Origin of the sequence: Acinetobacter sp. Res13-Abat-PEC15-P4-01, assembly GCF_015676285.1 — a bacterium.
Classification (GTDB): Bacteria; Pseudomonadota; Gammaproteobacteria; order Pseudomonadales; family Moraxellaceae; genus Acinetobacter; species Acinetobacter nematophilus.
In genome coordinates, this window is the sequence record NZ_JADAIN010000039.1 from 34,238 (window position 1) to 56,254 (window position 22,017).

At 37.9% G+C, this 22,017-nt stretch carries 23 protein-coding genes; 8 read left to right on the forward strand and 15 right to left on the reverse strand.

Features of this window, described 5'->3' with window-relative positions; translation table 11 throughout:
* Nucleotides 1–231: 231 nt before the first annotated feature.
* The 7 genes from IMO47_RS15195 to ubiG all read right to left on the reverse strand — a co-directional run bounded on the left by IMO47_RS15195 (nt 232) and on the right by ubiG (nt 4,768).
* Nucleotides 232–594, reverse strand: coding sequence for an RcnB family protein (locus IMO47_RS15195; protein WP_196076223.1), 363 nt, complete (start codon nt 592–594; stop codon nt 232–234).
* Between the two features lie 366 nt (nt 595–960).
* The gene (locus IMO47_RS15200) at nt 961–1,257 is read right to left on the reverse strand and encodes an RcnB family protein (RefSeq protein ID WP_196076224.1); all 297 of its coding nucleotides are present in this window, start codon (nt 1,255–1,257) and stop codon (nt 961–963) included.
* A gap of 218 nt (nt 1,258–1,475) precedes the next feature.
* Nucleotides 1,476–1,871: an RcnB family protein gene (locus IMO47_RS15205; RefSeq protein ID WP_196076225.1), complete on the reverse strand. Its 396-nt coding sequence runs from the start codon at nt 1,869–1,871 to the stop codon at nt 1,476–1,478.
* Between the two features lie 280 nt (nt 1,872–2,151).
* Nucleotides 2,152–2,307, reverse strand: coding sequence for a hypothetical protein (locus IMO47_RS15210; protein WP_196076226.1), 156 nt, complete (start codon nt 2,305–2,307; stop codon nt 2,152–2,154).
* Nucleotides 2,308–2,509: 202 nt separating this feature from the next.
* Nucleotides 2,510–3,256 (reverse strand): YciK family oxidoreductase, encoded by a 747-nt coding sequence (locus IMO47_RS15215; protein WP_196076227.1) that lies wholly within the window; start codon nt 3,254–3,256, stop codon nt 2,510–2,512.
* A 127-nt stretch (nt 3,257–3,383) separates the two neighbouring features.
* Nucleotides 3,384–4,055, reverse strand: coding sequence for an HAD-IA family hydrolase (locus IMO47_RS15220; RefSeq protein WP_196076228.1), 672 nt, complete (start codon nt 4,053–4,055; stop codon nt 3,384–3,386).
* Nucleotides 4,055–4,768 (reverse strand): bifunctional 2-polyprenyl-6-hydroxyphenol methylase/3-demethylubiquinol 3-O-methyltransferase UbiG, encoded by a 714-nt coding sequence (ubiG, locus tag IMO47_RS15225; RefSeq protein ID WP_196076229.1) that lies wholly within the window; start codon nt 4,766–4,768, stop codon nt 4,055–4,057. The genes IMO47_RS15220 and ubiG overlap by 1 nt, the downstream gene beginning before the upstream one ends.
* Before the next feature lie 183 nt (nt 4,769–4,951).
* On the opposite strand from ubiG, the gene IMO47_RS15230 reads away from it, so the two are divergent.
* Entirely contained in the window at nt 4,952–5,569 is a 618-nt protein-coding gene (locus IMO47_RS15230) for a thiol:disulfide interchange protein DsbA/DsbL (protein WP_196076230.1), read from the forward strand.
* Nucleotides 5,570–5,636: 67 nt separating this feature from the next.
* Here the strand turns inward: IMO47_RS15230 and IMO47_RS15235 are convergent, their stop codons facing one another.
* From IMO47_RS15235 to IMO47_RS15245, 3 genes are all read right to left on the reverse strand, one after another.
* On the reverse strand, nt 5,637–6,848 hold the full coding sequence (locus tag IMO47_RS15235) for an MFS transporter (protein ID WP_196076231.1): 1,212 nt from the start codon (nt 6,846–6,848) through the stop codon (nt 5,637–5,639).
* A 256-nt stretch (nt 6,849–7,104) separates the two neighbouring features.
* On the reverse strand, nt 7,105–7,686 hold the full coding sequence (locus tag IMO47_RS15240; RefSeq protein ID WP_196076234.1) for a TetR/AcrR family transcriptional regulator: 582 nt from the start codon (nt 7,684–7,686) through the stop codon (nt 7,105–7,107).
* Nucleotides 7,687–7,777: 91 nt separating this feature from the next.
* Complete coding sequence (locus IMO47_RS15245) at nt 7,778–8,422, reverse strand: TetR family transcriptional regulator (RefSeq protein WP_196076232.1); 645 nt, start codon at nt 8,420–8,422, stop codon at nt 7,778–7,780.
* A gap of 174 nt (nt 8,423–8,596) precedes the next feature.
* Here IMO47_RS15245 and IMO47_RS15250 point away from each other — a divergent pair, with 174 nt between their 5' ends.
* Both IMO47_RS15250 and IMO47_RS15255 read left to right on the forward strand, forming a co-directional pair.
* A complete protein-coding gene (locus IMO47_RS15250; protein WP_196076233.1) occupies nt 8,597–9,622 on the forward strand; it encodes an iron-sulfur cluster-binding domain-containing protein in 1,026 nt (341 codons plus the stop codon).
* A gap of 125 nt (nt 9,623–9,747) precedes the next feature.
* Nucleotides 9,748–10,881, forward strand: a complete 1,134-nt coding sequence (locus IMO47_RS15255) for an acyl-CoA desaturase (RefSeq protein ID WP_196076235.1) — start codon at nt 9,748–9,750, stop codon at nt 10,879–10,881.
* A gap of 266 nt (nt 10,882–11,147) precedes the next feature.
* Here IMO47_RS15255 and IMO47_RS15260 read toward each other — a convergent pair whose 3' ends face one another.
* From IMO47_RS15260 to IMO47_RS15270, 3 genes are all read right to left on the reverse strand, one after another.
* Nucleotides 11,148–11,843 (reverse strand): hypothetical protein, encoded by a 696-nt coding sequence (locus IMO47_RS15260; RefSeq protein ID WP_196077771.1) that lies wholly within the window; start codon nt 11,841–11,843, stop codon nt 11,148–11,150.
* Nucleotides 11,843–12,283, reverse strand: a complete 441-nt coding sequence (locus IMO47_RS15265; RefSeq protein ID WP_196077772.1) for a hypothetical protein — start codon at nt 12,281–12,283, stop codon at nt 11,843–11,845. Before IMO47_RS15265 ends, IMO47_RS15260 begins: the two co-directional genes overlap by 1 nt.
* A 579-nt stretch (nt 12,284–12,862) precedes the next feature.
* Nucleotides 12,863–13,630: a helix-turn-helix transcriptional regulator gene (locus IMO47_RS15270; protein WP_196076743.1), complete on the reverse strand. Its 768-nt coding sequence runs from the start codon at nt 13,628–13,630 to the stop codon at nt 12,863–12,865.
* A gap of 103 nt (nt 13,631–13,733) precedes the next feature.
* Between IMO47_RS15270 and IMO47_RS15275 the strand changes: the two genes are divergently transcribed.
* From IMO47_RS15275 to IMO47_RS15295, 5 genes are all read left to right on the forward strand, one after another.
* Nucleotides 13,734–14,870 carry a Bcr/CflA family efflux MFS transporter gene (locus IMO47_RS15275; RefSeq protein WP_196076742.1) on the forward strand — a complete coding sequence of 379 codons (1,137 nt, stop codon included), beginning with the start codon at nt 13,734–13,736 and terminating at the stop codon, nt 14,868–14,870.
* Nucleotides 14,871–15,053: 183 nt separating this feature from the next.
* On the forward strand, nt 15,054–15,770 hold the full coding sequence (gene rph / locus IMO47_RS15280; protein WP_196076741.1) for a ribonuclease PH: 717 nt from the start codon (nt 15,054–15,056) through the stop codon (nt 15,768–15,770).
* Between the two features lie 59 nt (nt 15,771–15,829).
* A complete protein-coding gene (locus IMO47_RS15285; protein WP_196076740.1) occupies nt 15,830–16,069 on the forward strand; it encodes a hypothetical protein in 240 nt (79 codons plus the stop codon).
* A gap of 21 nt (nt 16,070–16,090) precedes the next feature.
* A complete protein-coding gene (locus IMO47_RS15290) occupies nt 16,091–18,271 on the forward strand; it encodes a phospholipase C, phosphocholine-specific (protein WP_196076739.1) in 2,181 nt (726 codons plus the stop codon).
* A gap of 240 nt (nt 18,272–18,511) precedes the next feature.
* Nucleotides 18,512–18,676, forward strand: coding sequence for a hypothetical protein (locus tag IMO47_RS15295; RefSeq protein ID WP_196076738.1), 165 nt, complete (start codon nt 18,512–18,514; stop codon nt 18,674–18,676).
* 8 nt (nt 18,677–18,684) lie between these two features.
* On the opposite strand, the gene IMO47_RS15300 is transcribed toward IMO47_RS15295, so the two are convergent.
* Both IMO47_RS15300 and IMO47_RS15305 read right to left on the reverse strand, forming a co-directional pair.
* The gene (locus IMO47_RS15300) at nt 18,685–20,559 is read right to left on the reverse strand and encodes an alkaline phosphatase family protein (RefSeq protein ID WP_196076737.1); all 1,875 of its coding nucleotides are present in this window, start codon (nt 20,557–20,559) and stop codon (nt 18,685–18,687) included.
* 172 nt (nt 20,560–20,731) lie between these two features.
* Entirely contained in the window at nt 20,732–21,895 is a 1,164-nt protein-coding gene (locus IMO47_RS15305; protein ID WP_196076736.1) for a tetratricopeptide repeat protein, read from the reverse strand.
* Nucleotides 21,896–22,017: the final 122 nt, after the last annotated feature.

The window sequence follows — 22,017 nt, forward strand, 5'->3', positions numbered from 1 at the left end:
GATGAAAGTTCATGGATTAAAAAGGAGTGATGATCATTGCATTTGAAGCTTCAATATCAACACATTTCCTTTCGATCTGTGAATAAACTTAATCCTGAAATATAGAGAAATAATGAAGATATCCATGAAAATATGTAGTTGAAAGCATGATCAAATCAATAGAACTGTCATACGCTGCTCAGAATATTAAAAAACCCAAACACAGTTGGGTTTTGCTTTGTTTCAAAATCATCAACCGATGACACGGATGATGCGATGATTTTTCTGATTGACCAGTACATAGTCTCCATTGATTCTATACCACTGTTGATACTTTCCTGGTTTGGACAAATGGCGGTAGTTTTTATAGTTGACGTGATAACGCGAAGCGCCAAACTGAGAAGGTAAATACTGACCTGAACGCCAATGACGGCTTGGTATGACTGTATTGCCATAATGTTTGTTATCGTTCCAGTGGTGTTCATTTCGATGCTCCCAACGCTGCTGTTCATAACGGTGATGTTGATCTCGGTGATCTACATGAGGTGCCGCCATAGTCGATGTCGTTATCATTGCCGCCATCGAAAGTGTGATTGTGGTTAAAGTGCTTTTCATTTGATTCACCTGAATTTAAATTTTGTCCTTTGATGCTTTCAAATTACGTAAAAATTAGAGATAAATGGTGAGGATGATTTAGTTGAATTGTGAAATGTATGAAGATTTGATGAAGACGGACAACATACTCATTTTCTCAGTGCTTAGAAATCTCAAAGGCGTATCCCTGCTGCGGAAATCAACTAAATGAGAAGCTTGATAGGCAAAATGATCGATTGCTCAACGAGCTTGAAAATAAACCGAACAATCTGAAGTTAATTTTAATAAAAAAACCCTCCTTGGGAAAAGGAGGGTGAGGAAGGCGTTGAGTTTTAATGGATGGGTAAAGCAAACAGAATAGGGACTGTGCTTTTGATCATTTTAATATTAACGGACGACTCGAATAATATGGTGGGTACGTTCGTTAACAAGCACATAACGTCCATCAACTTTATACCAACGCTCAAATTTGGCTGGTTTGTGGAGGTTTTTATAAACACGATAATCATTCACATAGTAATGATTGTCATGGTAGCGTTCAGGTAAAACCACACCTTCTCGCCATTCAAATTTTTCATGACTAGCCATAGGGCGATGATCACGGCCATGATCCCAATCTGCCATTGCTGAGGTTGCGACTAAAGCACTGAGAGAGAGCGTGATTGCGCTGATAACTTTTTTCATTTGAATTGACCTTATAAAACGGATGATCTATCCGATGATTGAAAATTACTCCTGAATTTAAGATAAAAAATGAAGAAATATCATTGAATTGTGAATTTACATACCAGTTCTATACATTATTCTCATCGCTTGTAAAAGCTGAGATGGAGCAAAAAAAAAGCTCAAACGAAAAAGGTGTTTGAGCTTATGAAATTGAAACATTGATCACGAATACCTGGCTACATGCCACGAATACTCACAATATTGTTATTGTCAGAATCAACTAAGATATAGTCATTATTAATTTTGTACCATTGTTGATTACGTGAAGGTTTTGGTAGGTTCTCATCCCTATAATCAACTTTATAGCTGTTTCCTCTGTAATGTTGTGGCATTACATAACCCATTTGCCATTTATGTTGCTGTAAACGCTTTACACCACGTTCTTCTCGCTCCCGACGTTGCTCTTGAATATTATCATCGTCATTCCCACGAAAATTACGTCCACGCTCACCGCGATCACGTTTACCTTGATCATACCCATGATCATTGTCAAAATGAGGACCTGCAATGGTAATTTGAGTCGTCAGCAGTGTTGATAGAGAGATTGCGATGATCGCTAAAATCTTTTTCATAATCATCCTCGCTTATCCAGTGTGTTTATTTTGACCTCACTACTGTACTGCTAAATTGCAGAGAAACTGTGAAGAAAATTCAGTTTTTCATTAAAAAATACAGACATAATCAAAACATATTTCTGAAAAAGTGAAAAGGGTTATCGCAATGCTTTGAATCACAAACCCTGATGTGCTTTTCTTTAGTGCACATTTTATGATTAAAAAAATGTAAATATTTATAAATATTGTTTTAAGCTGAGCACCAGAGTAGCAATATTCCAGCTTTGATTAAGCCGCTTTAGTACCATTGCTCATTTATATCCTTGAGACAATTGACCACCTTGATGATATTTTCTGCTTGATGGGCATCATCAAGTGCTTGAATAAAATGATGGGGCAGTTGTAATTGTTCGATTGAACGGATGATCTCTACTTTATATTTTAAATCAGTCATGGCTCATTCCTCAAAAGGTCTTGTTTCCTTGAAGAGAACTATAAAAGATCTTATTGGATTTGAAAAACTGGATAAAATTATATTTTTTATTGGATAAAACGATTTAAAAGAATTTTGAAATCTCAGATTTTGATGATATGTATAAAAATTCGCTGAAAAAATTTCCCCCCACCGACCATGATCAAAGTAAGGGGAAAATCAATTAATCCTGTGCGTCGATACTTTCACCATTTAATGAAAGACTGTCATCACCCATCAAGTAAAGATATGCTGGCATAATGGATTCCGGTGATGGTAACACTTTTGGATCTTCATCAGGATAGGCTTTGGCACGCATTGCCGTACGCGTACCACCAGGATTGATGCAGTTATAGCGAATATTTGGATAAGTATTTTCTTTGGCAAAAATTTTACTTACCGCTTCAATCGCTATTTTTGAGACCGAGTATGCACCCCAGTGCGCACGTGCTTCCCGCCCAACACCTGAGCTTGCAAAGACCACTGAAGCATGTTCAGATTTTTGTAATAACGGCAGAAGCTCTTGGGTCAGAACAAAAGGAGCCCGTAAATTCACTGCCATCACATCATCCCAGACTTCTTCGGGATAGTTTGCCAGTTCCACGCGTTCACCTAAGATACCCGCATTATGTAAAATGCCGTCTAAACGTCCAAATTGCTGTTCAAGGGTATCCACCAAAAGTTCGTAATCTCGAGCAGAAGCAGTAGAAAGTTGTAAAGGTAAAATCGCGGGCTGCGGTGCACCTAATGATTCAATTTCATCATAAATGACTTCAAGTTTATTGAGCGTACGACCATGCAAAACGACGGTTGCGCCGTGTAGGGCATAGCTGAGTGCTGCTGCACGCCCAATACCGTCTCCCGCGCCCGTAATCAGGATAATTTTATCCTTCAATAAATCTGGACGAGGTTGATATTCTGAATATTTCATGGGAGACCTCCTGTAGTTTTTATGATGTGATTTGAATTTCAATATAAAAACATTGAAACACCATATTCAAGATGTTTCAGTGTCTTTTTATTAACTTATTAGACCAGTTAAATAATCTTCTATGCTTCTAAATTTTGACCAACTTCTTGATAACCTGATGTAATTCATCAACATTATCCACAATACAATCTGCTTGCCAAGCATTGAGATCATCTTTGTACTGTAATGGTAAATAACCATAAGCAGCAAGGATGGTATACATCTGCGCATTTCGTCCAGCATCAATATCCCGAGGATGATCGCCTACATAAATGCATTGTTCTGGAACAATATCAATCTGTTTTGCAGCTAAATACATCGGTTCAGGGTCCGGTTTGGTCTGAGTCACATCTTCGGGGCAAACCAGCACGGCGCAACGATCTGTTAGGTTAAGTGCTTGAAGTAGCGATTCACTTAGCCAGCGAGGCTTATTGGTTACAATACCCCAAGGAATCCCATGATTTTCCAACTCTGCTAAAAGTGGATACATGCCTGCAAAGAGATCAGTATCTACAGCAATGTCTGCACCGTATAAGTCTAAAAAATGTTGGCGATGAGCGAGAAAAACCGGATCATCAACTTCAAGTTCCGGATAAACCAGTTTGACCATCGCACGTGCACCTTCAGAGACCTGGGTCCGGATTAAATCTGCATCGACGACAGCACGTCCTTCATTTCTGCACATGTCTTGGATGATACGTATAAAATCTGCGGCAGTATCGATCAAGGTGCCATCTAAATCAAAAAGAACAGCTTGCATCAGACACCTTCATTCACGGTATATACCATGTAGTTCACATCAACATTTGGTGCGAGCCAATAATGTTTGGTGAGAGGGTTGTAATGTAAACCTGTCATATCTTTGAGTATTAAACCAGATTGACGAATGTCATGTGCTAACTCTGAGGGTTTAATGAATTTATGATAGTCATGGGTGCCTTTTTTCAACAGACGTAAGACATATTCTGCGCCAATAATCGCAAATAGATAGGATTTGGGATTACGGTTGATGGTGGAGAAAAAGACATGACCGTTAGGTTTTACCAATTTTTGACATGCTTGAATAATCGAAGCAGGATCAGGCACATGCTCCAGCATTTCCATACAGGTGACAATATCGTATTGTCCTGCTTGCTCTTCAGCCAATTGCTCTACAGGGATTTGTCGATATTCAATATTCTGTACATTTTCTTGTTCGGCATGCAAGCGCGCTACATTCAAAGGGGCAGCACCCATGTCAATACCCAAAACATCTGCACCACGGCGAGCCATACTTTCAGCCAGAATGCCACCACCACAACCCACATCGAGGATCTTCTTACCCGTAAGACCATTGGCATGTTCATCAATCCAATTTAAACGTAATGGATTGATTTGATGTAAGGGTCTGAACTCAGAGTGTTGATCCCACCATAAAGCAGCTAACGCTTCAAATTTAGCAATTTCCTGTGGATCAACATTAAGTTGCGACATGTTCGTCACCTCTAAGTAAATTGTTTTAATCAAAAATTAATTTCAGTTATGCTAGTGTAACCATAAATCCAAAAAAAGCGATGAATCGTGTAAAAAACTTCACAGAAGGAAAACGATTTTCTCATATTTGTTTTATAGTGAATGCATATGCTATGCAAGACGACTTAGAGGACAATAAAGTCAATGAAAAAATTTATTTTAGGTGGCATGACCGCAATGGTGATGGCATTTTCTGCAAACACCATGGCTGCTGATTTTGTTGCAGGTAAAGATTATACCGTTGTTCAAAATCCTGGAAAAGTTGCAGTACCAGGTAAAATTGAAGTACGTGAGTTTTTTTGGTACGGATGTCCACATTGCTTCAAATTAGAACCACATATGCAAACATGGTTAAAGAAGATTCCTAAGGATGTTAACTTTATTCGTACACCAGCAGCCATGAATCCATTATGGGAACAGGGTGCGCGTGCGTACTATGTGAGTGAAGCATTGGGTGTTCGCAAACGTACGCATTTACCTTTGTTCCATACTAACTTTTCAGGCAACCAACAAGTACTTCAAAAAGATGCATTTGCTAAATTTTTTACGCAATACGGTGTACCTGAAGCAAAATTCAATAGCATGTATAGTTCATTTGCGATCACGGCAAAAATTGCTGAATCAAATCAATTGGCACAGCAATATCAACTTTCTGGCGTACCCGCAGTTGTCGTGAATGGTAAATACGTAGTTCAAGGTGAAGATGCCAAAGTCACACAGGTTGTTGACTATCTTGTAAATAAAGAACGTACAGCAAAATAAGCCTGCTTCATTCAGGAACCCGCAAATATTTGCGGGTTTTTTTACATGAAAAGAGGGTACAGGATATTTAAGTCAGCTTTCGTTGACCGCTTTTGAAAGCATGTTGATGACTCAAGCCCACGATCAGCAGCGCGACAATAATCATAGCCAGCATGTAATGTGGAAACGTGGATGCTCCTGAGTGATTCAGGATCATTCCACCCATCCATCCACCGGCTGCAACTGCTAAATTAAAAACAGTGACCAACATGGATTGTGCAACATCTGCATCTTCCCGGGCTGCATCGGCAAGTGCTGTCTGTAAGAGGGTAGGTGCTCCACCAAAAGTCACTCCCCAAATTGCGATACAGGCCAGAATGATCAGATCGTTATGGATAACAGTGAGTAAGATGCAACTCAAAGCAAAAAAAATCAGACTGATTAGGGTGAGTATTCTTAAATGGCGATCTACCCACAAACCCACCAACCAAATGCCAAGAATGGATGACAGACCAAACAACATCAGCACAAGATCAAGAGGTTGGTTTAATTCCGCCTGAGTTAAATAAGGTGCAATATAGGTATAGAGAATATTATGGGACAAGATCCAAAACAGTAAGACAGTCAGGATAGGTAAAATCCCTGCGCTCGAAGCGACCTGCATAATAGACTTGCTGTATTGTTGAGGCTGACTTTGAAAGTCTGGAATCATGACGCGTATCCAGATGATGAGGACCAGTGCGAGTACAGACATCGCCCAAAAGATTTGATTCCAGCCAAACAAATGACCAAACCATGTGGCTAAGGGCACACCCAGAGAAAGTGCTAAAGGTTGACCGACACTGGCTATCGCCAAAGCTTTGCCTTGTAAATGAAAAGGAACCAAACGCCGTGCATAACCCGCCAATAGCCCCCAAATGACGCCTGCTGACATACCTGCAAAAAAGCGTGCCATCAAGATAAAATAATAATGTGTTGAAATTGCAGTGAGACTGTTAAAGATCAGTAAGCCGATAATTGCATATAAAAATAAAGGGCGCCTGTTCCAGTCACGTGTCATGGTGATGATGGGGATTGCTGCCATAACAGAACCTAAGGCATAAAGTGTAATGAATTGACCGGCTTGAGCTTCTGTAATATTTAGCCCTTGGCTGATTTGAGGAAGTAATCCTGCGGGTAGGGTCTCCGTCATGACGGCAAGAAAGCCTGCCAGTGTAAAAGCAAGCAGTTGAAATACCGGTAATTTTTCAACAGTATTGTGGGGTGTTGATTGCTTTTGATATTTTTGATGATCAGACATGCAGGATTTCCTGAGCTGTAAAAAGGGGGGAGATCTGTCCACACAATTGAGCTTCGAATGGACTTGCTGTGACTGGTCCCGCATGACCGGTTGAAGTCAATAAATTTAATCTATTCATATATTTGGATATAAATATTTTCATCATATTCAATTCTCGCTGCTTCAAGATAAGCATGTTGTCGTGTATTTTGGAATGATTGTTCCAAAATAAACAAAATAAAAAGCCAAAACCTTGAAAGCATTTTGACCTTTAAAATTAGAGAGACAGCATTGTTATATCAATGACATACTGTAAAATTTTTTGCCTTTCAGCTAAATCACTGCCTTTACCCAGTATTCTCATTCCTTGAATAGTGTTGACCAAAAAATAAGCCAAGGCTTCAGGATTTTTATCAGATGAAATTTCACCGCTAAGTTGTCCATAAACAATTAACTGCATTAAAGCTTGCTGTAGACGTTGAAAATTATGTCTTACATGCTGAGCAACATGTTGGTCATGTGCCGCAAGTTCCAAGGCAGCATTGGCAACCATACAGCCTTTCTGCTGTGGATCTTTTAATTCATCATCAAGAATTGAAAGCAATAATTGACGTATGCGTTCTTGAACAGAATCATCACCAGTCAATCTTTGAATGTTTGCAGTCGTGATGGCCTGATAGCGTTTTAGCGCTTCCTGATAGAGTGTGTGTTTATTTTCAAAGGTATTATACAAGCTGCTACGTGACAGCCCAGTGCCATCTACCAGATCTTGTACAGAAGTTGCGGCGTATCCTTTTTGCCAAAAGACCTGCATGGCTGCATCTGCAATTTCATCAGGTTCAAATTCTTTGTTACGCATAGATTGTTTGTATTGGAATGAGTGTTCCATTAAATTTTACATTAACTTGAATCACTGTCAACAATCCTTTAGAAATTTAAGTAGGGGAGGTTTAAGATGCTTTGACTTCCCAATTTTCAATCCCTTTGAAAATGAGATGAATTTGAGTCACAGCTTGCTTTTTTAAGACCATTTTCTGTAATTCAAGTTCGAGACCTGAATATTGACGGGAGAGGTTAATCCAAGACATTGCCCAAGTAAAAGATAGATTAATCAGAATATTGGTGATCACTTTTAAGTCACTCTCATCTCGAAAATTCTCAATGACTTCAAATTTTTTTAAATCACTGGCGAGATCATCATTTAAAAAGTCGATTTCTCTTGAAATGGCGCGACGAACAATTTCTGAACCGCCCCAACGTTCTGCAATCATAAAAATCCACTGTTGAGGACTACTGTCTACAGCTTCAAAGAATAATTCCATACTGGTTTTGGTCTTGGCTTCAGGATGAGCGAGACCTTTGCCCAATTGATGTAACACATTTTTGAGATATAGCGACACTTGATCGACCAGCTCTTTACCCAACTCATCCATATCTTGAAAATGGCGGTAAAACGCAGTGGGCACTAAACCAACCTCACGTGCAACTTCTCTTAAGCTGATACTCGAAAATGAACGACCTGATGTGCTTAAGGTTAAAGCAGCATCAAGTAAAGCCTGACGGCTTTGTTGTTTACGTTCATCGCGTATCGACATTTGGACATCCATAGTTTTTGGTTGTGATGAGTCTATCAAAAAAAATAATAAATTAAACGACGAATGTCAGTGTACAGGTGTTGACTGAATTAAAAAAATGATTATAGTGTACATATGTTCACTAAAAGAACGTTTGTTCACTCAATAAATAGCAAGCACAAAGAGGAACGTCACATGAGTAGCTATATGCAGTATCAGCCAGAATGGGTTCGTGAGGATTTTGTCGATTTTATCGCAGAAAAAATCAATCCTGTTTGGGCTTGGAAAAAGGTCAAAGCCACTGTTGTTAAAACACGTGCATTGAGCGCTGACTTCTACCAAATTCAATTAAGACCAAATCGTAATTTTAAACATCAGCAATTTAAAGCAGGGCAAAGTATTCTGGTTACCATTGAAATTGCAGGTGTACGTCAACAACGCAGTTATTCTGTAGTGAAATTTTTGAATAATGGCGACATTATTATTGCTGTTAAACAACAAGGTAAAGTTTCCACTGTATTAAGTCAGTTGGCTTTTGGGAGTGTGGTTGAACTTTCTCAAACTCAAGGTGATTTTGTTTTAGACCAAGATCATACCCCATTGCTATTGATTGCTTCTGGCAGTGGAATCACAGCAATTTACTCGCTGTTGCTTGCGGCATTGGCGATGGATGCAAACCGTCGTGTAGATTTGATTTATTTTAGCCGTGATGAAGCCTTTCATGCAGATTTGGAAAAACTTTTTCAGCAATATCCAAAGTTTAACTATCATTACATCAACACCGTTCAGCAGAAACAGCATTTAACAACTGTTTTACTGGAAAGTTTAGTTCCGGATTTTCAACAACGACAAACTTATGCCTGCGGTGCGAATGCCATGATGCAAAGCATCAATCAAATTTATCAGGATTTGAATATTACAGCGCGCTTAAAACAGGAATATTTCCAGATTGCAGTAGACGAAAGCCTAGAAGCACAACCAATCGTTTTTTTACGCTCACAACAAGAGTTTGAAGCGCGTTCTAACCTTCTTGAGAGTGCTGAACATGCCGGATTGAAACCAACACATGGTTGCCGTATGGGGATTTGCAATACCTGTACGTGTACTAAAGTGAGTGGTTCAACCAAGAATATACTCACGGGTGAAATTGACCACGATAGCAATACTCAAATTAAATTGTGTATCAGCCAGGCAATCAGTCCTGTGGTGATTAACCTGTAAATTAAAGTAATCATTTCAATAAATTTAAGCAACTTCTTGCTCTGTTGAAGCTAGACGTAGGAAGTTGTACCCAAAATTCAGCCAAGGCTTCTAAAAATGAAGCGCTGAGGAGTAAAACAATGAATATGTCAGTCAATTTTCCAAACAGTAAATCGAAACATTTAAACCCTGAACAAACAGCAGAGTTTGGTCGTCGGGTGGATGAAATCCGCCGTGAAGTGATGGACAGCCTGGGTGAACAAGATGCCAAGTACATTTATAAAATCCGAAATTTTGTGCGTTATAGTGAAATTGCATCCCGTGGAATGTTGATGTTTGGCGGTTGGATACCACCAGTTTGGGTCATTGGCACTGGCTTGTTGGGTATTTCCAAAATTGTTGAGAATATGGAGCTTGGACATAATGTCATGCACGGACAATTCGACTGGTTAAATGATCCAAGTTTGAATGGAGCAAACTATGACTGGGATACCATGGCAACAGGAGATGATTGGAAATATACCCATAATTATGTGCATCATACCTATACCAATATTGTCGGGAAAGACCATGATGTTGGCTACGGATTGCTTCGAGTCAGTGAGTCACAAAAGTGGGAACCGCGCTTTTTATTCAATATCCCATTGGCGATTCAATTGATGGTGTTTTTTGAATGGTATGTCGGTGTTCAGAATCTGCATTTAGAAGATGCTTTGGTCTACAAAACCAAAACTTGGAAACAAGTTTGGGCTGATGCTACAAAATTTCGTAAGAAAGCGCGCCGTCAGATTTTAAAGGATTATGTATTTTTTCCATTGATCGCAGGACCAAATGCACTGCCAGTTTTGGCAGGGAATGCAATAGCCAATGTGATTCGTAGTCTATGGTCTTCAGCCGTGATTTTTAATGGTCATTTCACTGAGGATGCTGAAACTTTTGAAGCAGATAATGTTGAAAATGAAACACGGGCGGAATGGTACTTGCGCCAAATTCGTGGTTCGAGCAATTTTACCGGAACGGATTGGTTGCATATTTTAAGTGGTAATCTAAGTCATCAGATTGAACATCACTTATTTCCAGATATGCCTGCCAACCGTTATGCAGAAGTAGCACCTAAGATCAAAGCCTTATGTGAAGAATATGGCATCAATTATAATGAAGCCAATTTCTTTAAGCAGTTTGGTAGTGTGTGGATGCGTCTAGCCAAGTGCTCTTTACCCAATAATTGGACGACAGCGATTACACAGTCCGTGCAAAGAGTAAAAGGTATTTTTGCTTAAATGATATTTTACAGGTAGTTTTATTTAAAAAGTTATAAGCTCGAAAGAACCTTGTTGAGATTGGCAAGGTTCTTTTGTTTTTAAATCGCTTTAAACTTCAAAAATAGAAATAAAATAATAAAATTGAAAAATAATAAAGAGATTATTAATTTTTCAATGTAAAAAGTAAAACTAGATTTCAGTAAGATAATTAGCTAGATTAATAATATAATTTTTGTCTAAATTTTGAGTCGATATAGCATATCTGTATTCATTTTTAATAAACCTTATGCTGTATATTTTCGCATGATCAAACGTTTCCAAAGTTGCTGGTATTTTATTAAATTATAATTTAAAGTTTCTTCTATAATTAGTAGTTTCATTCCATCTTTAGATAATTTAGTTTGGTTGATTTCAATTCTCTCTCCATTAGGTGCTTCATATAAACGATATAGAGAATCAAACCCTTCATTTTTAGTATATCCTCCAGAATAATAAGAACCTGTTAATTCTAAAGAGAGATCATTTAATGGTAAATCCTTTGGTGAAAAACTAACCTTTTCTTTAATATTATTGTACCCATATTTCTTTTGAAAATTTCTATATTTTTCTATATTTGAGAATTCATGAGTTATTTTTCCTCCACTTAAGCTTCCAAATTTATATAAGTTATTTATTTTATTTAATAAATCTATTTTTTTATCTTCTGTTATTGGTGCATTTTTTAAGCTTACAATTGTTAAAAAATTTGAATTTGTAAAAATATTTTGATCTTGATTTATTTTAGATATCATTTCTTTATTCGTTATTTCAGTTTCTTTTTGTCCAATGTTAGACTCTGGTAAAGTTAAATTATTTTTTTCCTTTATATGTTTATCTTGGTTAGATGAGTTTTCCCCTATAAAAAAGATATACTTTATTCCTATCAAAAAAGAGACCATCCCAATGATGAGTATACCAAGAAGTAGTTTTATATTTCTCATTACCAAGGCCACCCTTGAGTAGCATTGCAGTCAGTTGCTAAAGTTTCTCGATATCCAATATTTCCACCAAGAGAGAATTCATAAGTATGTTTTCCTTTAACAGACCAGTTTCTATTTGGTTTAAAAAAACTATCAACATATCCAGCATAGGCTCTGTAACCATATTCCATATCTGGGTTTGGAAAATCAGTAACAGTTGAGGATGCTTTTGATCTTGTTGCTCCATTTGCAGCTGTTTGCAGAGTTTCTACAATCATGGCTTTTGGAAAACCTAAAGTCCAACTAAATGATTCATTATGATATCCAACCCCTTCTGGAGTAATAGCCTTACAATTTGCTCTGCTCGCCATAATTGGAATTCCATCATCAGCATAAACAAAGGAGTGAGTTCCTGAAAATATCAAACAACAATAAATTATTTTAAATAATGATTTACTCATAATATTCCTATTTTTTAAAATAATGAATCGTGAATGTAAGTATTAATAATATTTTTGTCAATTGATTTGGTATTTCTTAATTTGTAACTATAAATTACCCATAGGGAAACCATGAAACATCCATTGAATAACCAATAGAAGTGTGAGAATAAGTATAATAATTATAAATATTGCTAAATATTTTATATTTTCCTCTATTTGCAATTTAAGTATTTTGTTAGAATAATAAATTAAAATAATTCAATTCTAATTAAACTTTTTTAATTGTAATTAATTCAAGAAAAAATGTTAATTGCTTTTTATTTTTCAATGCTGTCTTAATTTTAATAATGATTAAAATCATGAACTTGTATTTCAATAATTTGTTTTAAATTTATTTAATTCTGATGTTTAGTAAGGTGGTGAGCTATTGAAAATTACTGAAATTTACTTTTTGTAATATATGTTCTTTGTTTAATTTTCACAAAATATCTGAAGTATTTTAAATTTGAGAATACACATGAGGGTTATTTAAAATATTTTCTATAATTAAGACACGATAAGTACTAGGTAATCTGTATAAAAGCTAAACTTAAATTATTATTGACCTTTTTTAATCAACATCCTTGGTGATTTCCCCGACATTCTTTTAAAAAAGGAAATAAAGGCACTCTCACAGGAAAAACCCAGGTGATGGCTGATCACGGCTATTTTTTCATTTTTAGATAATAAATCTATCGCTTTCAGAAAACGCCATTGTTGCCGCCATTGCTGATAATTCAACCCCGTTTCTCTTAAAAAAATTCTGCCAATGGTCTTTTCACTGAGTCCAACCAAATCGGCGAATATGTTTAAATTGGGAAGCAATTCAGTACCTAAAAATTTTCTTAATCGATGATCTGTGGGGAATTGTAAAATGACCGATACCGATGCTGCAGCTTCAATTTCATTCAGTCCTACATTGAATAAATCTAAATAAGGTCGCTTGGACCAATCTGAATCAAAATCAGCAAAAGCAATTCTTTCCAAAACTTCTTTTAATAAGCAACTGACTTGCAATACTTTGACTTCTTTAGGAAGCGCTGTGTATTGATCGGTATTGATATATACCGAGCGATAGCCAGTCACTTGACTCATTTCAGCGCGATGCACTGTATCCGGCGGAATCCAGGCGATATGTGCTGGAGGCAGGATGCATAACCGACCAGACAAAGTAATTCTTATACTGCCACTGTTGGTAAAGAGCAGTTGTCCCATTTTGTGGGAATGTTCTCCTGAATCATGTCGAGCAATTTCAGAAGCAATACCAATAACATTTAATCCGAGTTGATCGGGATTAAAATCAGCATCTGCCGCTAACCATGCCATTGTTTGTCCGATTTTATAAATAATATGTCTTTTATGATTATATCTCTCAAAATTTGATTTTGTTATTTTTCTTGATGGTTTAATTAAGCGCATTGAAAAGAAAATGTTAAAGAAATCTATATTTTGTCTACTGGCTGTTTTGATGATGTTTCCTCAAGTCGTTGAAACGATTTACAGCCCCGCATTGCCTCATATTGCATATGGATTTCATATAAGTGCTGAAAAGGCGAGTCAAACGATCTCTTTATATTTTATTGCTTTTGCTTTGGGCATCGTTTTTTGGGGACAGATGTGTGACATTCTGGGAAGACGAAATTCGATATTGGGAGGTTTGTTGATTTATGCAATAGGCTCAATCGCTGCAATTTTCTGTAGCACTTTTGATGATTTAATCATCGCCAGAATTCTTTCTGCATTTGGTGCTGCTGTGGGTTCAATCGGAACACAAACCATAATCCGAGATATTTTCAAAGCTAAAGAACTGGTCAAGATTTTTTCTGTCATTGGCATCTTGCTCGCGCTCAGTCCAGTGCTGGGTATGGTGCTAGGGGCATTCATAACAACAGGGTGGGGATATCAAGGTGTATTTCTGGGTTTAGCACTATTTTCGATCATACTGATGTGTTGGTGTGTAGTTGATTTACCTGAAACCCTTGTTAAAAAGCGCAAAAAAGTTCCTATTTGTCATAATTTTATCGTCATGCTGAAAGATGGTGATATTTGGAAAACCGCATTCTTGGTCGCACTTTTTAATATAAATCTTTTTGCTTACTACCAACTCTCTCCTTTCTATTTTCAAAGATTACAAGCCTCATCATTGTTGTTTGGGTTGAGTGGTCTTTGTCTAACATTTGGCTCAGTTTTAGGTGCATTGCTGAATAAATCTCTGCTGAATAAAGATATAAATCCGCGTATTTTTGTTTCAATTGCTGCGTTGATTGCAATTTTGGGAAGTGTTTTGATTTGCATTTCTTTAGCCATAAAGAGTTGGTTATTTATTTTTCCAGCACTGTTGATCATGGTTGCATATGGACTTGCTATTCCCAATCTTCTCGCGACTGCACTTAAACACTATCCCGAATGTTTAGGGACAGCAGGCGCACTGTTGGGCTTGATGTATTATTTATTATTGGGTGGAGGATTAATTTTGACTGGTTGGGTGCAAAATTTGTCAGCAGTATTGTTAATTTGTAGTGTGGCTGCTTTATGTATTAATTTATTTTGGCATCGTGAAGTATGAAAGCTTTCACGTTCATCACATTATTTTTAAGATGATACCCTGAGTATCCAACAGGCTTGGATCAATCCGTCAATAAGCGTCATATATTCAGCAATTCCAAAAACCACCATCTTGTAACAAAACCAACACTAGAGTATCTGTTATACTTAGCCGCAATATTTTTGAATCCAATAAGGACACACTATGCGTATCGACCAACGTGCATTAGATCAATTACGTGAAGTTAAAATTACTCGTAACTACACACGTTATGCGGAAGGTTCTGTATTGGTTGAATTTGGTCATACAAAAGTGCTGTGTACTGCAAGTATTGACAATTCAGTACCTCGTTTCTTAAAAGGACAAGGACAAGGTTGGGTCACTGCGGAGTACGGCATGTTGCCACGATCTACCCATACCCGCAGTGACCGTGAAGCTGCTCGTGGCAAGCAATCAGGGCGTACGCAAGAAATTCAACGTTTGATTGGTCGTAGCTTACGTGCAATGGTTGACTTGAAAAAGTTGGGTGAGAATACGATTACGATCGACTGTGATGTGATTCAAGCGGATGGTGGGACACGTACTGCTTCAATTACTGGTGCTGCAGTTGCACTGATTGATGCCATGAATGTGTTGTTAGAGAAGAAAAAAATCAAACAAGATCCCTTAAAAGGTCTGGTTGCAGCAATTTCAGTCGGAATCTACCAAGATGAAGTACTGCTTGATCTTTGCTATGAAGAAGATTCGAACTGCCAAACTGACTTGAATGTGGTGATGACACAGGCAGGTGAATTTATCGAAATTCAAGGTACGGCAGAAGACAAGCCCTTTACCCGCGCTCAATCCAATGCGATGTTAGAAATGGCTGAAAAGGGGATTCAAGCGTTGGTTAAAAAACAGCAAGAAGCCTTGGGTTGGTAATTGCACCATCATTCAAAATTACTATAAATCTAACGCATCTTCTGATGCGTTTTTTTTATATGAAAAATTTTGTTGTGTATTCTGCTCGTCATGAAATTGCCATTAAAGCTTCACCCTATTGTCATTGGGATCGTATTGACTATGGCTACCTTTATTTCATGGACAGGACAATGCGAAATTTACTCTTGATTGCAATTATGAGTCTGAGTGTAGTGCTCAGTGCTTGTAATGATGATAACAACGAAACATCAACGACGAATCCGCCAGCACCCACCTGTAAAGTACATTGCGCACCATAATAAAAATATAAGGATACTCACATGAAACGTCGCGATTTTTTAATCAACTCAACAAAAACAATATTTGGTACAGCTGCATTAGCCAGCTTTCCAGCCAGCATTCAAAAAGCCTTAGCGATTGATGCCAAAGTTGAAACAGGCACAATTAAAGATGTAAAGCATGTCATTATTTTGACTCAAGAAAACCGTTCATTTGATAATTATTTTGGAACCTTCAAAGGTGTTCGAGGCTTTGGCGATCGTTTTACGATTCCACTATCAGACAACCGCAAAGTGTGGGAACAATATGACAAAGATAAAAATAAAATTTTCCCTTACCATTTAGACAGTACTCGTGGCAATGCGCAACGTGTCAGTGGTACACCCCACTCATGGACCGATGGTCAGTTTGCTTGGAACCACGGAAGAATGGGGAACTGGGTACAATATAAACAACCTCAGTCGATGGGATATTACAAACAGAAAGAAGTTGAGTTTCAGTTTGCACTTGCCAATGCCTTTACCTTATGTGATGCATATCATTGTGCCATGCATACAGGTACGAACTCTAACCGAATGTTCTTGTGGACTGGTTCGAATGGTCCTAAAGCTGCAGGTGTGGCAAGTGTGGTGAATGATTTGGACAGTATCGGTCCATCAACCACGGGCTATGATTGGACGACATATCCTGAGCGTTTGCAACAAGCAGGTGTAACCTGGAAAGTTTATCAAAATATGCCTGATAACTTTACCGATAATCCATTGGCAGGATTTAAGCAATATCGTCGTGCCAATGAGTTGTCGGGTAAACCTGTCAATAATGATACTGTATGCCCGGCTTACGATCCTGCAGTTGATGCAACACAGCCTTTGTATAAAGGGATTGCCAATACCATGCCTGATGGAGGATTTCTGGGTTCCTTTAAAGAAGATATTGCCAAAGGTCAATTGCCACAAGTGAGTTGGATGGTCGCTCCTGCAACCTACAGCGAACATCCCGGACCATCAAGTCCTGTCCAAGGTGCTTGGTATATTCAAGAAGTCCTGAATGCTTTGACAGAAAATCCCGCAATTTGGAGCCAAACCGTTTTATTGGTGAATTTTGATGAAAATGATGGTTTCTTTGACCATGTGCCTTCACCAAGTGCACCATCTAAAGACAGTTCTGGTCAAATGCAGGGTAAAACCACATTAACCGATGAACAAATTTCTTATGAATATGCAACGCATCCTAAAGCCTCTACAGGGCAACCGAACTTTACTGACCCCAAAGTCAGTAATGGTGTGGGAGTATATGGTCCAGGGATTCGCGTGCCGATGTATGTGATATCGCCTTGGAGTCGTGGAGGCTGGGTAAATTCACAGGTGTTTGATCATTCTTCAGTGATTCGCTTCTTGGAACAACGTTTTGGAGTGCAGGAACCGAATATTAGTCCATATCGACGAGCAGTGTGCGGCGATTTACTGACAGCATTTGACTTTAAAAATCCGAATACACTTGCGATGGAAGAATTGATGGGTAAGAAAAGCAAAAGTGAGGCGGATGCGATTCGTAATGCACAAGCCTTATTGCCACAGGTTTCCCGTCCTTTGAGTCAGGTTTATCCGATTCAAGAGTTAGGAACACGTCTCTCACGTGCCTTGCCTTATATTTTACATAGCAGTGCTAAAGTCGATTTGGCTGCAAAAACCGTCAAACTGATGTTCTCCAATACAGGCACACATGCAGCAGTATTCCACGTTTACGACAAGTTGAATCTTGAAGCGATCCCTCGCCGTTATATGGTCGAAGCAGGAAAGCAGTTGGATGACCTGTGGAACACCAGTAATGGAAAATATGATTTATGGGTATTGGGACCCAACGGTTTCCATCGTGGTTTTGCTGGAGATCTGACTAAATCTGTACAGGCAGAGTCGTTGGCAGAAGTACGGGTGTGTGTTGAAGAGTGTAATCCAAAGATCTATTTAAAAGTTCGTCATGATGCAAGCAAATCTGCAAAACTGATTGTAAAAGCCAATGCCTATTTGCCAAATAAGACATGGAATATTGAAACAGCATCTACGGAGAAAGAATTGAACTGGAACATGTCTGATTTTGGTGGTTGGTATGATTTTACCGTCATGGTCGAAGGCGACAGTTCCTTTAAACGCCGTTTCGCTGGACGTATTGAAACGGGTAAAGACTCGTTCTCTGACCCATATATGGAATTTATTGAGTCTTAATCTTTTCAGTATTTGACTGTTCAGCTTGAAAATAAGGTGCGCTTTGCACCTTATTTTTTGAGTTGATCAAAGACCACATCATTTGCGAAAAATTACATGTTTAAGCTTCCAATCATCTATTTACGTCAATAGATACATAAATCAGCACAATGTCCTGTGTTTTATCTACAGAGTGTTCAAGGATTTTCAAAGAAGTCTTTTTAGAATGGTTGAAATTTTATTGAGCTGTCGGGGCATTTTATGAAAATTCTGATTTTTTTATTTGCAGTGATTACATTTATGCTGATGGCTGGAGATCCTCGCCGTGAGGATTTTGAAAGCAAAGAGTTTGAAGTCAAAAACAATGATCAACAACAGCAGATTGAACAAAAAGTTGATCAGAAAGATTCAGCACAATCTTCCTGAACCGACCATCAGCTTTCGGCTTTCGATTTTAAAATCTGGTAAGTAAAGTTCTTGCCATTCAAGACATCCATATTCATGTCTTTATACTGCTGTAAAATCTCAGCCTGATTGAATTCACAAGATTTTTGTGTCTGTATTCCAGTTTGATGAACAGTGCGATAACAAGAACTGACATTGTTCACAAAGCGATAATAGGGTGAAAGAGGAACATGTGCTGCTTCAAGTACTTTAGGTGCAAGGAAGTGTGCAGCAACAAAAGGTCCTTTAAATTGCTTTCGGTCAATTGGAAAGTTCGCCCATACAGCAAGTGGGGTTTCAAAGAAACGCACATCTTTCTTTTCAGCTTTTTCTTGCTCGGATTTGAAAAAGCCATATTCATCATACACTTTCTGTAAGTTGGGTAAGTGATCACCAAAGAATACAACAATCGTAGGACGCTCAAGTTGTTTAACATTTTCAATCAGCATTTTCAATTTATCGTCAGCACGCTGCATTCCTGTTAAATAGGTATTCAGTGCACGTTTACTGTTATCGCTGATGCCATCTTTGGTGATTTTAAAATGGTCTTTGCCAAAACGATCATCACTATACATCGGATGGTTTTCAACACTGATGGCATAGATAAATTGCGGTTTATCGGTATTCTCCAGTTGATTTTCAATACTGCTATAAATCAAATCATCTGTTGCCCAACCTGCAGCATTGATATATTTGGCACGGTCAGCCATGTTGATCATATTTTCAATCGAAGTAAAACGGTTGAAACCGAGATTTTGATAAACAGCGCTACGGTTATAAAAATATTTACCATTGTTATGCATAGCTGTTGTTTCATAACCCAAGCTATTTAAATACATCGGCAACGAGTAGGTCGGTCGTTTGAGTTTCGATACATAAGCCAATTCATTGTGGTTCAAATAGGTATTTAAACTGGTTAAAACCTCAAATTCAACATTGGCAGTCCCGCCCCCAAAGCTAGGGGAAAGTACAGTAGAGACCTGATTTTTATTGATTGTTGGGGTGATATTGCGAGGAATGCTCTTGTCTAATTTTGTGGCATCCCAATGCGACTCACTCATGACAAAAATAATATTGGGCAGTTGTTGCTGAGGCTGTTCCTCGGATTCTAGAGTCGGTACTGCATTTTGATGATCTTTATTCGGCATTGCTGAATAGAGCGCGGCAATCCTTTCTTCAGGAATCACCTGTGTTTGGAAAATTTTATTGTTTAACCCATCCACACTCTTTGAAAAGAAGAATGTTGGAAAGCCCAAATATCGAATGGTTAAGTGATCACCAATCCAATCACCACGTGTGTTGGGTAAGTACTGTGCATACTGACAAATCGATTTTTTTTCAGCATTGGTACAGGATTCACTGAAATTATTTTTAAAATTCGCAGTGATAAAAAATCCAAGAATCGCAAAGGAGAGAATGCTATTGGTCAAAAGTAAGGGTTTGCTGCCTAACTTCTCTTTGCGATATAAAAAAACAAACAATGCAATAAACACCGCAATCGCAGCAAAAACAGCAATTTTTAATAACATCGGTGAGGCAATAAAAGTTTCTTTTACCAATAAAAAATCGCTAGGGACTAGGCTGGCTGAAAGATACTGCTCTTTTTTAATATTGATAAAACTGAGTAAAAAAATAATAAACTGGCTCAGTAAAATCGTTGCAAAGGTTTTTCTTAAAACCAAATAGAATAGACTGATAAAAGCATAATTCAATAGGATAGAAAAAGCATATTTATACAGGCGTGACTTAAGATAGATGTCACCTAATTGAAAGAAACGCGTGATATCTTCTTGGTACAAGAAAAAAGCAAATACTGATAAAAAAGCGACAAGCAAAAACAAAACTTGTTGTTTCAACGTCTTCATCGGCCTAATTTTAGCGAAGTTTTGGAGAGCCAAAAATTATAGGCTGATTCCGCCGATTTTTCTATGCAAACACCGCCTATTTTGTAAGCAAATTAGACCCGATGGATAAAAATAGAGGCGATAAAATCGATAAAAAAGCCCAAAGAGGTTACTCATTCTTTGGGCTTAAGCTTTAACGACTTACCCGTTGTATTGCCTGATTGTAAGTCTCACTTGGCTTATATTGATTTGCCAATTGATAATGGTATTTGGCCTGTTCAAAATCTTGATTATTTTCATAGATTTTACCCATATTATAATGTGAATATGCTTTGGTATTGTCATTGGTTGCCAAAGCAATTGCTTTTTGATTTGCCCATAATGCTTCAGAAGCGCGATTTAACTTTTGATAAGCAACAGCAAGATTACTATAGGTTTGTCCGACATTTGGATTATAATCAATCGATTGCTGATAAAGCATGGCTGCTTGTTCAATCTGATTGTTTTTATAGGCTTTATCTGCATTTAAGTTAAGTGTTTTAGCTCGCTTCTGTGCATCCGCAGAAACAGGTACAATATTGACCTGTGTCGTTTGATTCTGATAATTTGAGACACTTGAACCGACTTGACTGGCATTTACTGTGGTTCCAGAAATGCGGTTGATATCTTGGATTTCACCTTCTGGACTAATTCGGAATACAGTCCATAGATTGCCTGTTTGACCTGTCGGGATATAATAGGAACGAATCAGCGACTCACCAGCATAGACCATAACTTTGGCTTGGCTATTGGATAAATTGTTTGTGCTGGGTCGATCACGATCTGAAAAATCATGCACTGAATAAACGTAATATTGACCTTCGAGACGCTGATCAATGGTGACGGTTTCTGGACCATAGGAGTCAGTATCATCGACATCTAGATTTGCTGATAAGCCTTGTTTACTGTCCCAGTAAACATGCTGATTTTTATAACTTAAGTGTGAATCAAGATCTAAAGGGTTTTTCCCCCAATTCAATACAATCCGCATACTGTTTAAATTTTTAAGCACAGGGCTGAGTGCGTAGGTCATACCATCACATGGGCATTTTGCCACAAGTGTTGAATAACCTGATTTTTTGATAATCAATAAATTATCAGCACTGTCAGCAGCATTGCTATTGACTGCACTTCGACCATCGGCATTGGTAGAGCTCGAGGCAGAGTGTTCACCATTCTTTTGTAAAATCACTTCGGCATTGGCAATATTTTGATCTTTGACGGTTGCACTTAACACATGAACATTGACGGTGTCTGCATGGCTGAAAATCGGAATCGCTAAAGCGAGGAGTGATGAAGATAGAATATGTTTTTTCATTGTTTATCTCTTATCTTTACAGATGATTAATGATTATTTGAAATATTATGAGAATAAAAGTAGCTGATTATTTATTCACTGATCGTTATATTTTGTAATAAAAAAGCAGTACCGTGGTACTG

Coding starts and splice junctions, on each gene's coding strand:
- IMO47_RS15195 (WP_196076223.1), bottom strand. CDS start 594: ATGAAAAGCACTTTAACCACAATCACACTTTCGATGGCGGCAATGATA.
- IMO47_RS15200 (WP_196076224.1), bottom strand. CDS start 1,257: ATGAAAAAAGTTATCAGCGCAATCACGCTCTCTCTCAGTGCTTTAGTC.
- IMO47_RS15205 (WP_196076225.1), bottom strand. CDS start 1,871: ATGAAAAAGATTTTAGCGATCATCGCAATCTCTCTATCAACACTGCTG.
- IMO47_RS15210 (WP_196076226.1), bottom strand. CDS start 2,307: ATGACTGATTTAAAATATAAAGTAGAGATCATCCGTTCAATCGAACAA.
- IMO47_RS15215 (WP_196076227.1), bottom strand. CDS start 3,256: ATGAAATATTCAGAATATCAACCTCGTCCAGATTTATTGAAGGATAAA.
- IMO47_RS15220 (WP_196076228.1), bottom strand. CDS start 4,055: ATGCAAGCTGTTCTTTTTGATTTAGATGGCACCTTGATCGATACTGCC.
- ubiG (WP_196076229.1), bottom strand. CDS start 4,768: ATGTCGCAACTTAATGTTGATCCACAGGAAATTGCTAAATTTGAAGCG.
- IMO47_RS15230 (WP_196076230.1), top strand. CDS start 4,952: ATGAAAAAATTTATTTTAGGTGGCATGACCGCAATGGTGATGGCATTT.
- IMO47_RS15235 (WP_196076231.1), bottom strand. CDS start 6,848: ATGTCTGATCATCAAAAATATCAAAAGCAATCAACACCCCACAATACT.
- IMO47_RS15240 (WP_196076234.1), bottom strand. CDS start 7,686: ATGCGTAACAAAGAATTTGAACCTGATGAAATTGCAGATGCAGCCATG.
- IMO47_RS15245 (WP_196076232.1), bottom strand. CDS start 8,422: ATGTCGATACGCGATGAACGTAAACAACAAAGCCGTCAGGCTTTACTT.
- IMO47_RS15250 (WP_196076233.1), top strand. CDS start 8,597: ATGAGTAGCTATATGCAGTATCAGCCAGAATGGGTTCGTGAGGATTTT.
- IMO47_RS15255 (WP_196076235.1), top strand. CDS start 9,748: ATGTCAGTCAATTTTCCAAACAGTAAATCGAAACATTTAAACCCTGAA.
- IMO47_RS15260 (WP_196077771.1), bottom strand. CDS start 11,843: ATGAGAAATATAAAACTACTTCTTGGTATACTCATCATTGGGATGGTC.
- IMO47_RS15265 (WP_196077772.1), bottom strand. CDS start 12,283: ATGAGTAAATCATTATTTAAAATAATTTATTGTTGTTTGATATTTTCA.
- IMO47_RS15270 (WP_196076743.1), bottom strand. CDS start 13,630: ATGGCATGGTTAGCGGCAGATGCTGATTTTAATCCCGATCAACTCGGA.
- IMO47_RS15275 (WP_196076742.1), top strand. CDS start 13,734: ATGTTAAAGAAATCTATATTTTGTCTACTGGCTGTTTTGATGATGTTT.
- rph (WP_196076741.1), top strand. CDS start 15,054: ATGCGTATCGACCAACGTGCATTAGATCAATTACGTGAAGTTAAAATT.
- IMO47_RS15285 (WP_196076740.1), top strand. CDS start 15,830: ATGAAAAATTTTGTTGTGTATTCTGCTCGTCATGAAATTGCCATTAAA.
- IMO47_RS15290 (WP_196076739.1), top strand. CDS start 16,091: ATGAAACGTCGCGATTTTTTAATCAACTCAACAAAAACAATATTTGGT.
- IMO47_RS15295 (WP_196076738.1), top strand. CDS start 18,512: ATGAAAATTCTGATTTTTTTATTTGCAGTGATTACATTTATGCTGATG.
- IMO47_RS15300 (WP_196076737.1), bottom strand. CDS start 20,559: ATGAAGACGTTGAAACAACAAGTTTTGTTTTTGCTTGTCGCTTTTTTA.
- IMO47_RS15305 (WP_196076736.1), bottom strand. CDS start 21,895: ATGAAAAAACATATTCTATCTTCATCACTCCTCGCTTTAGCGATTCCG.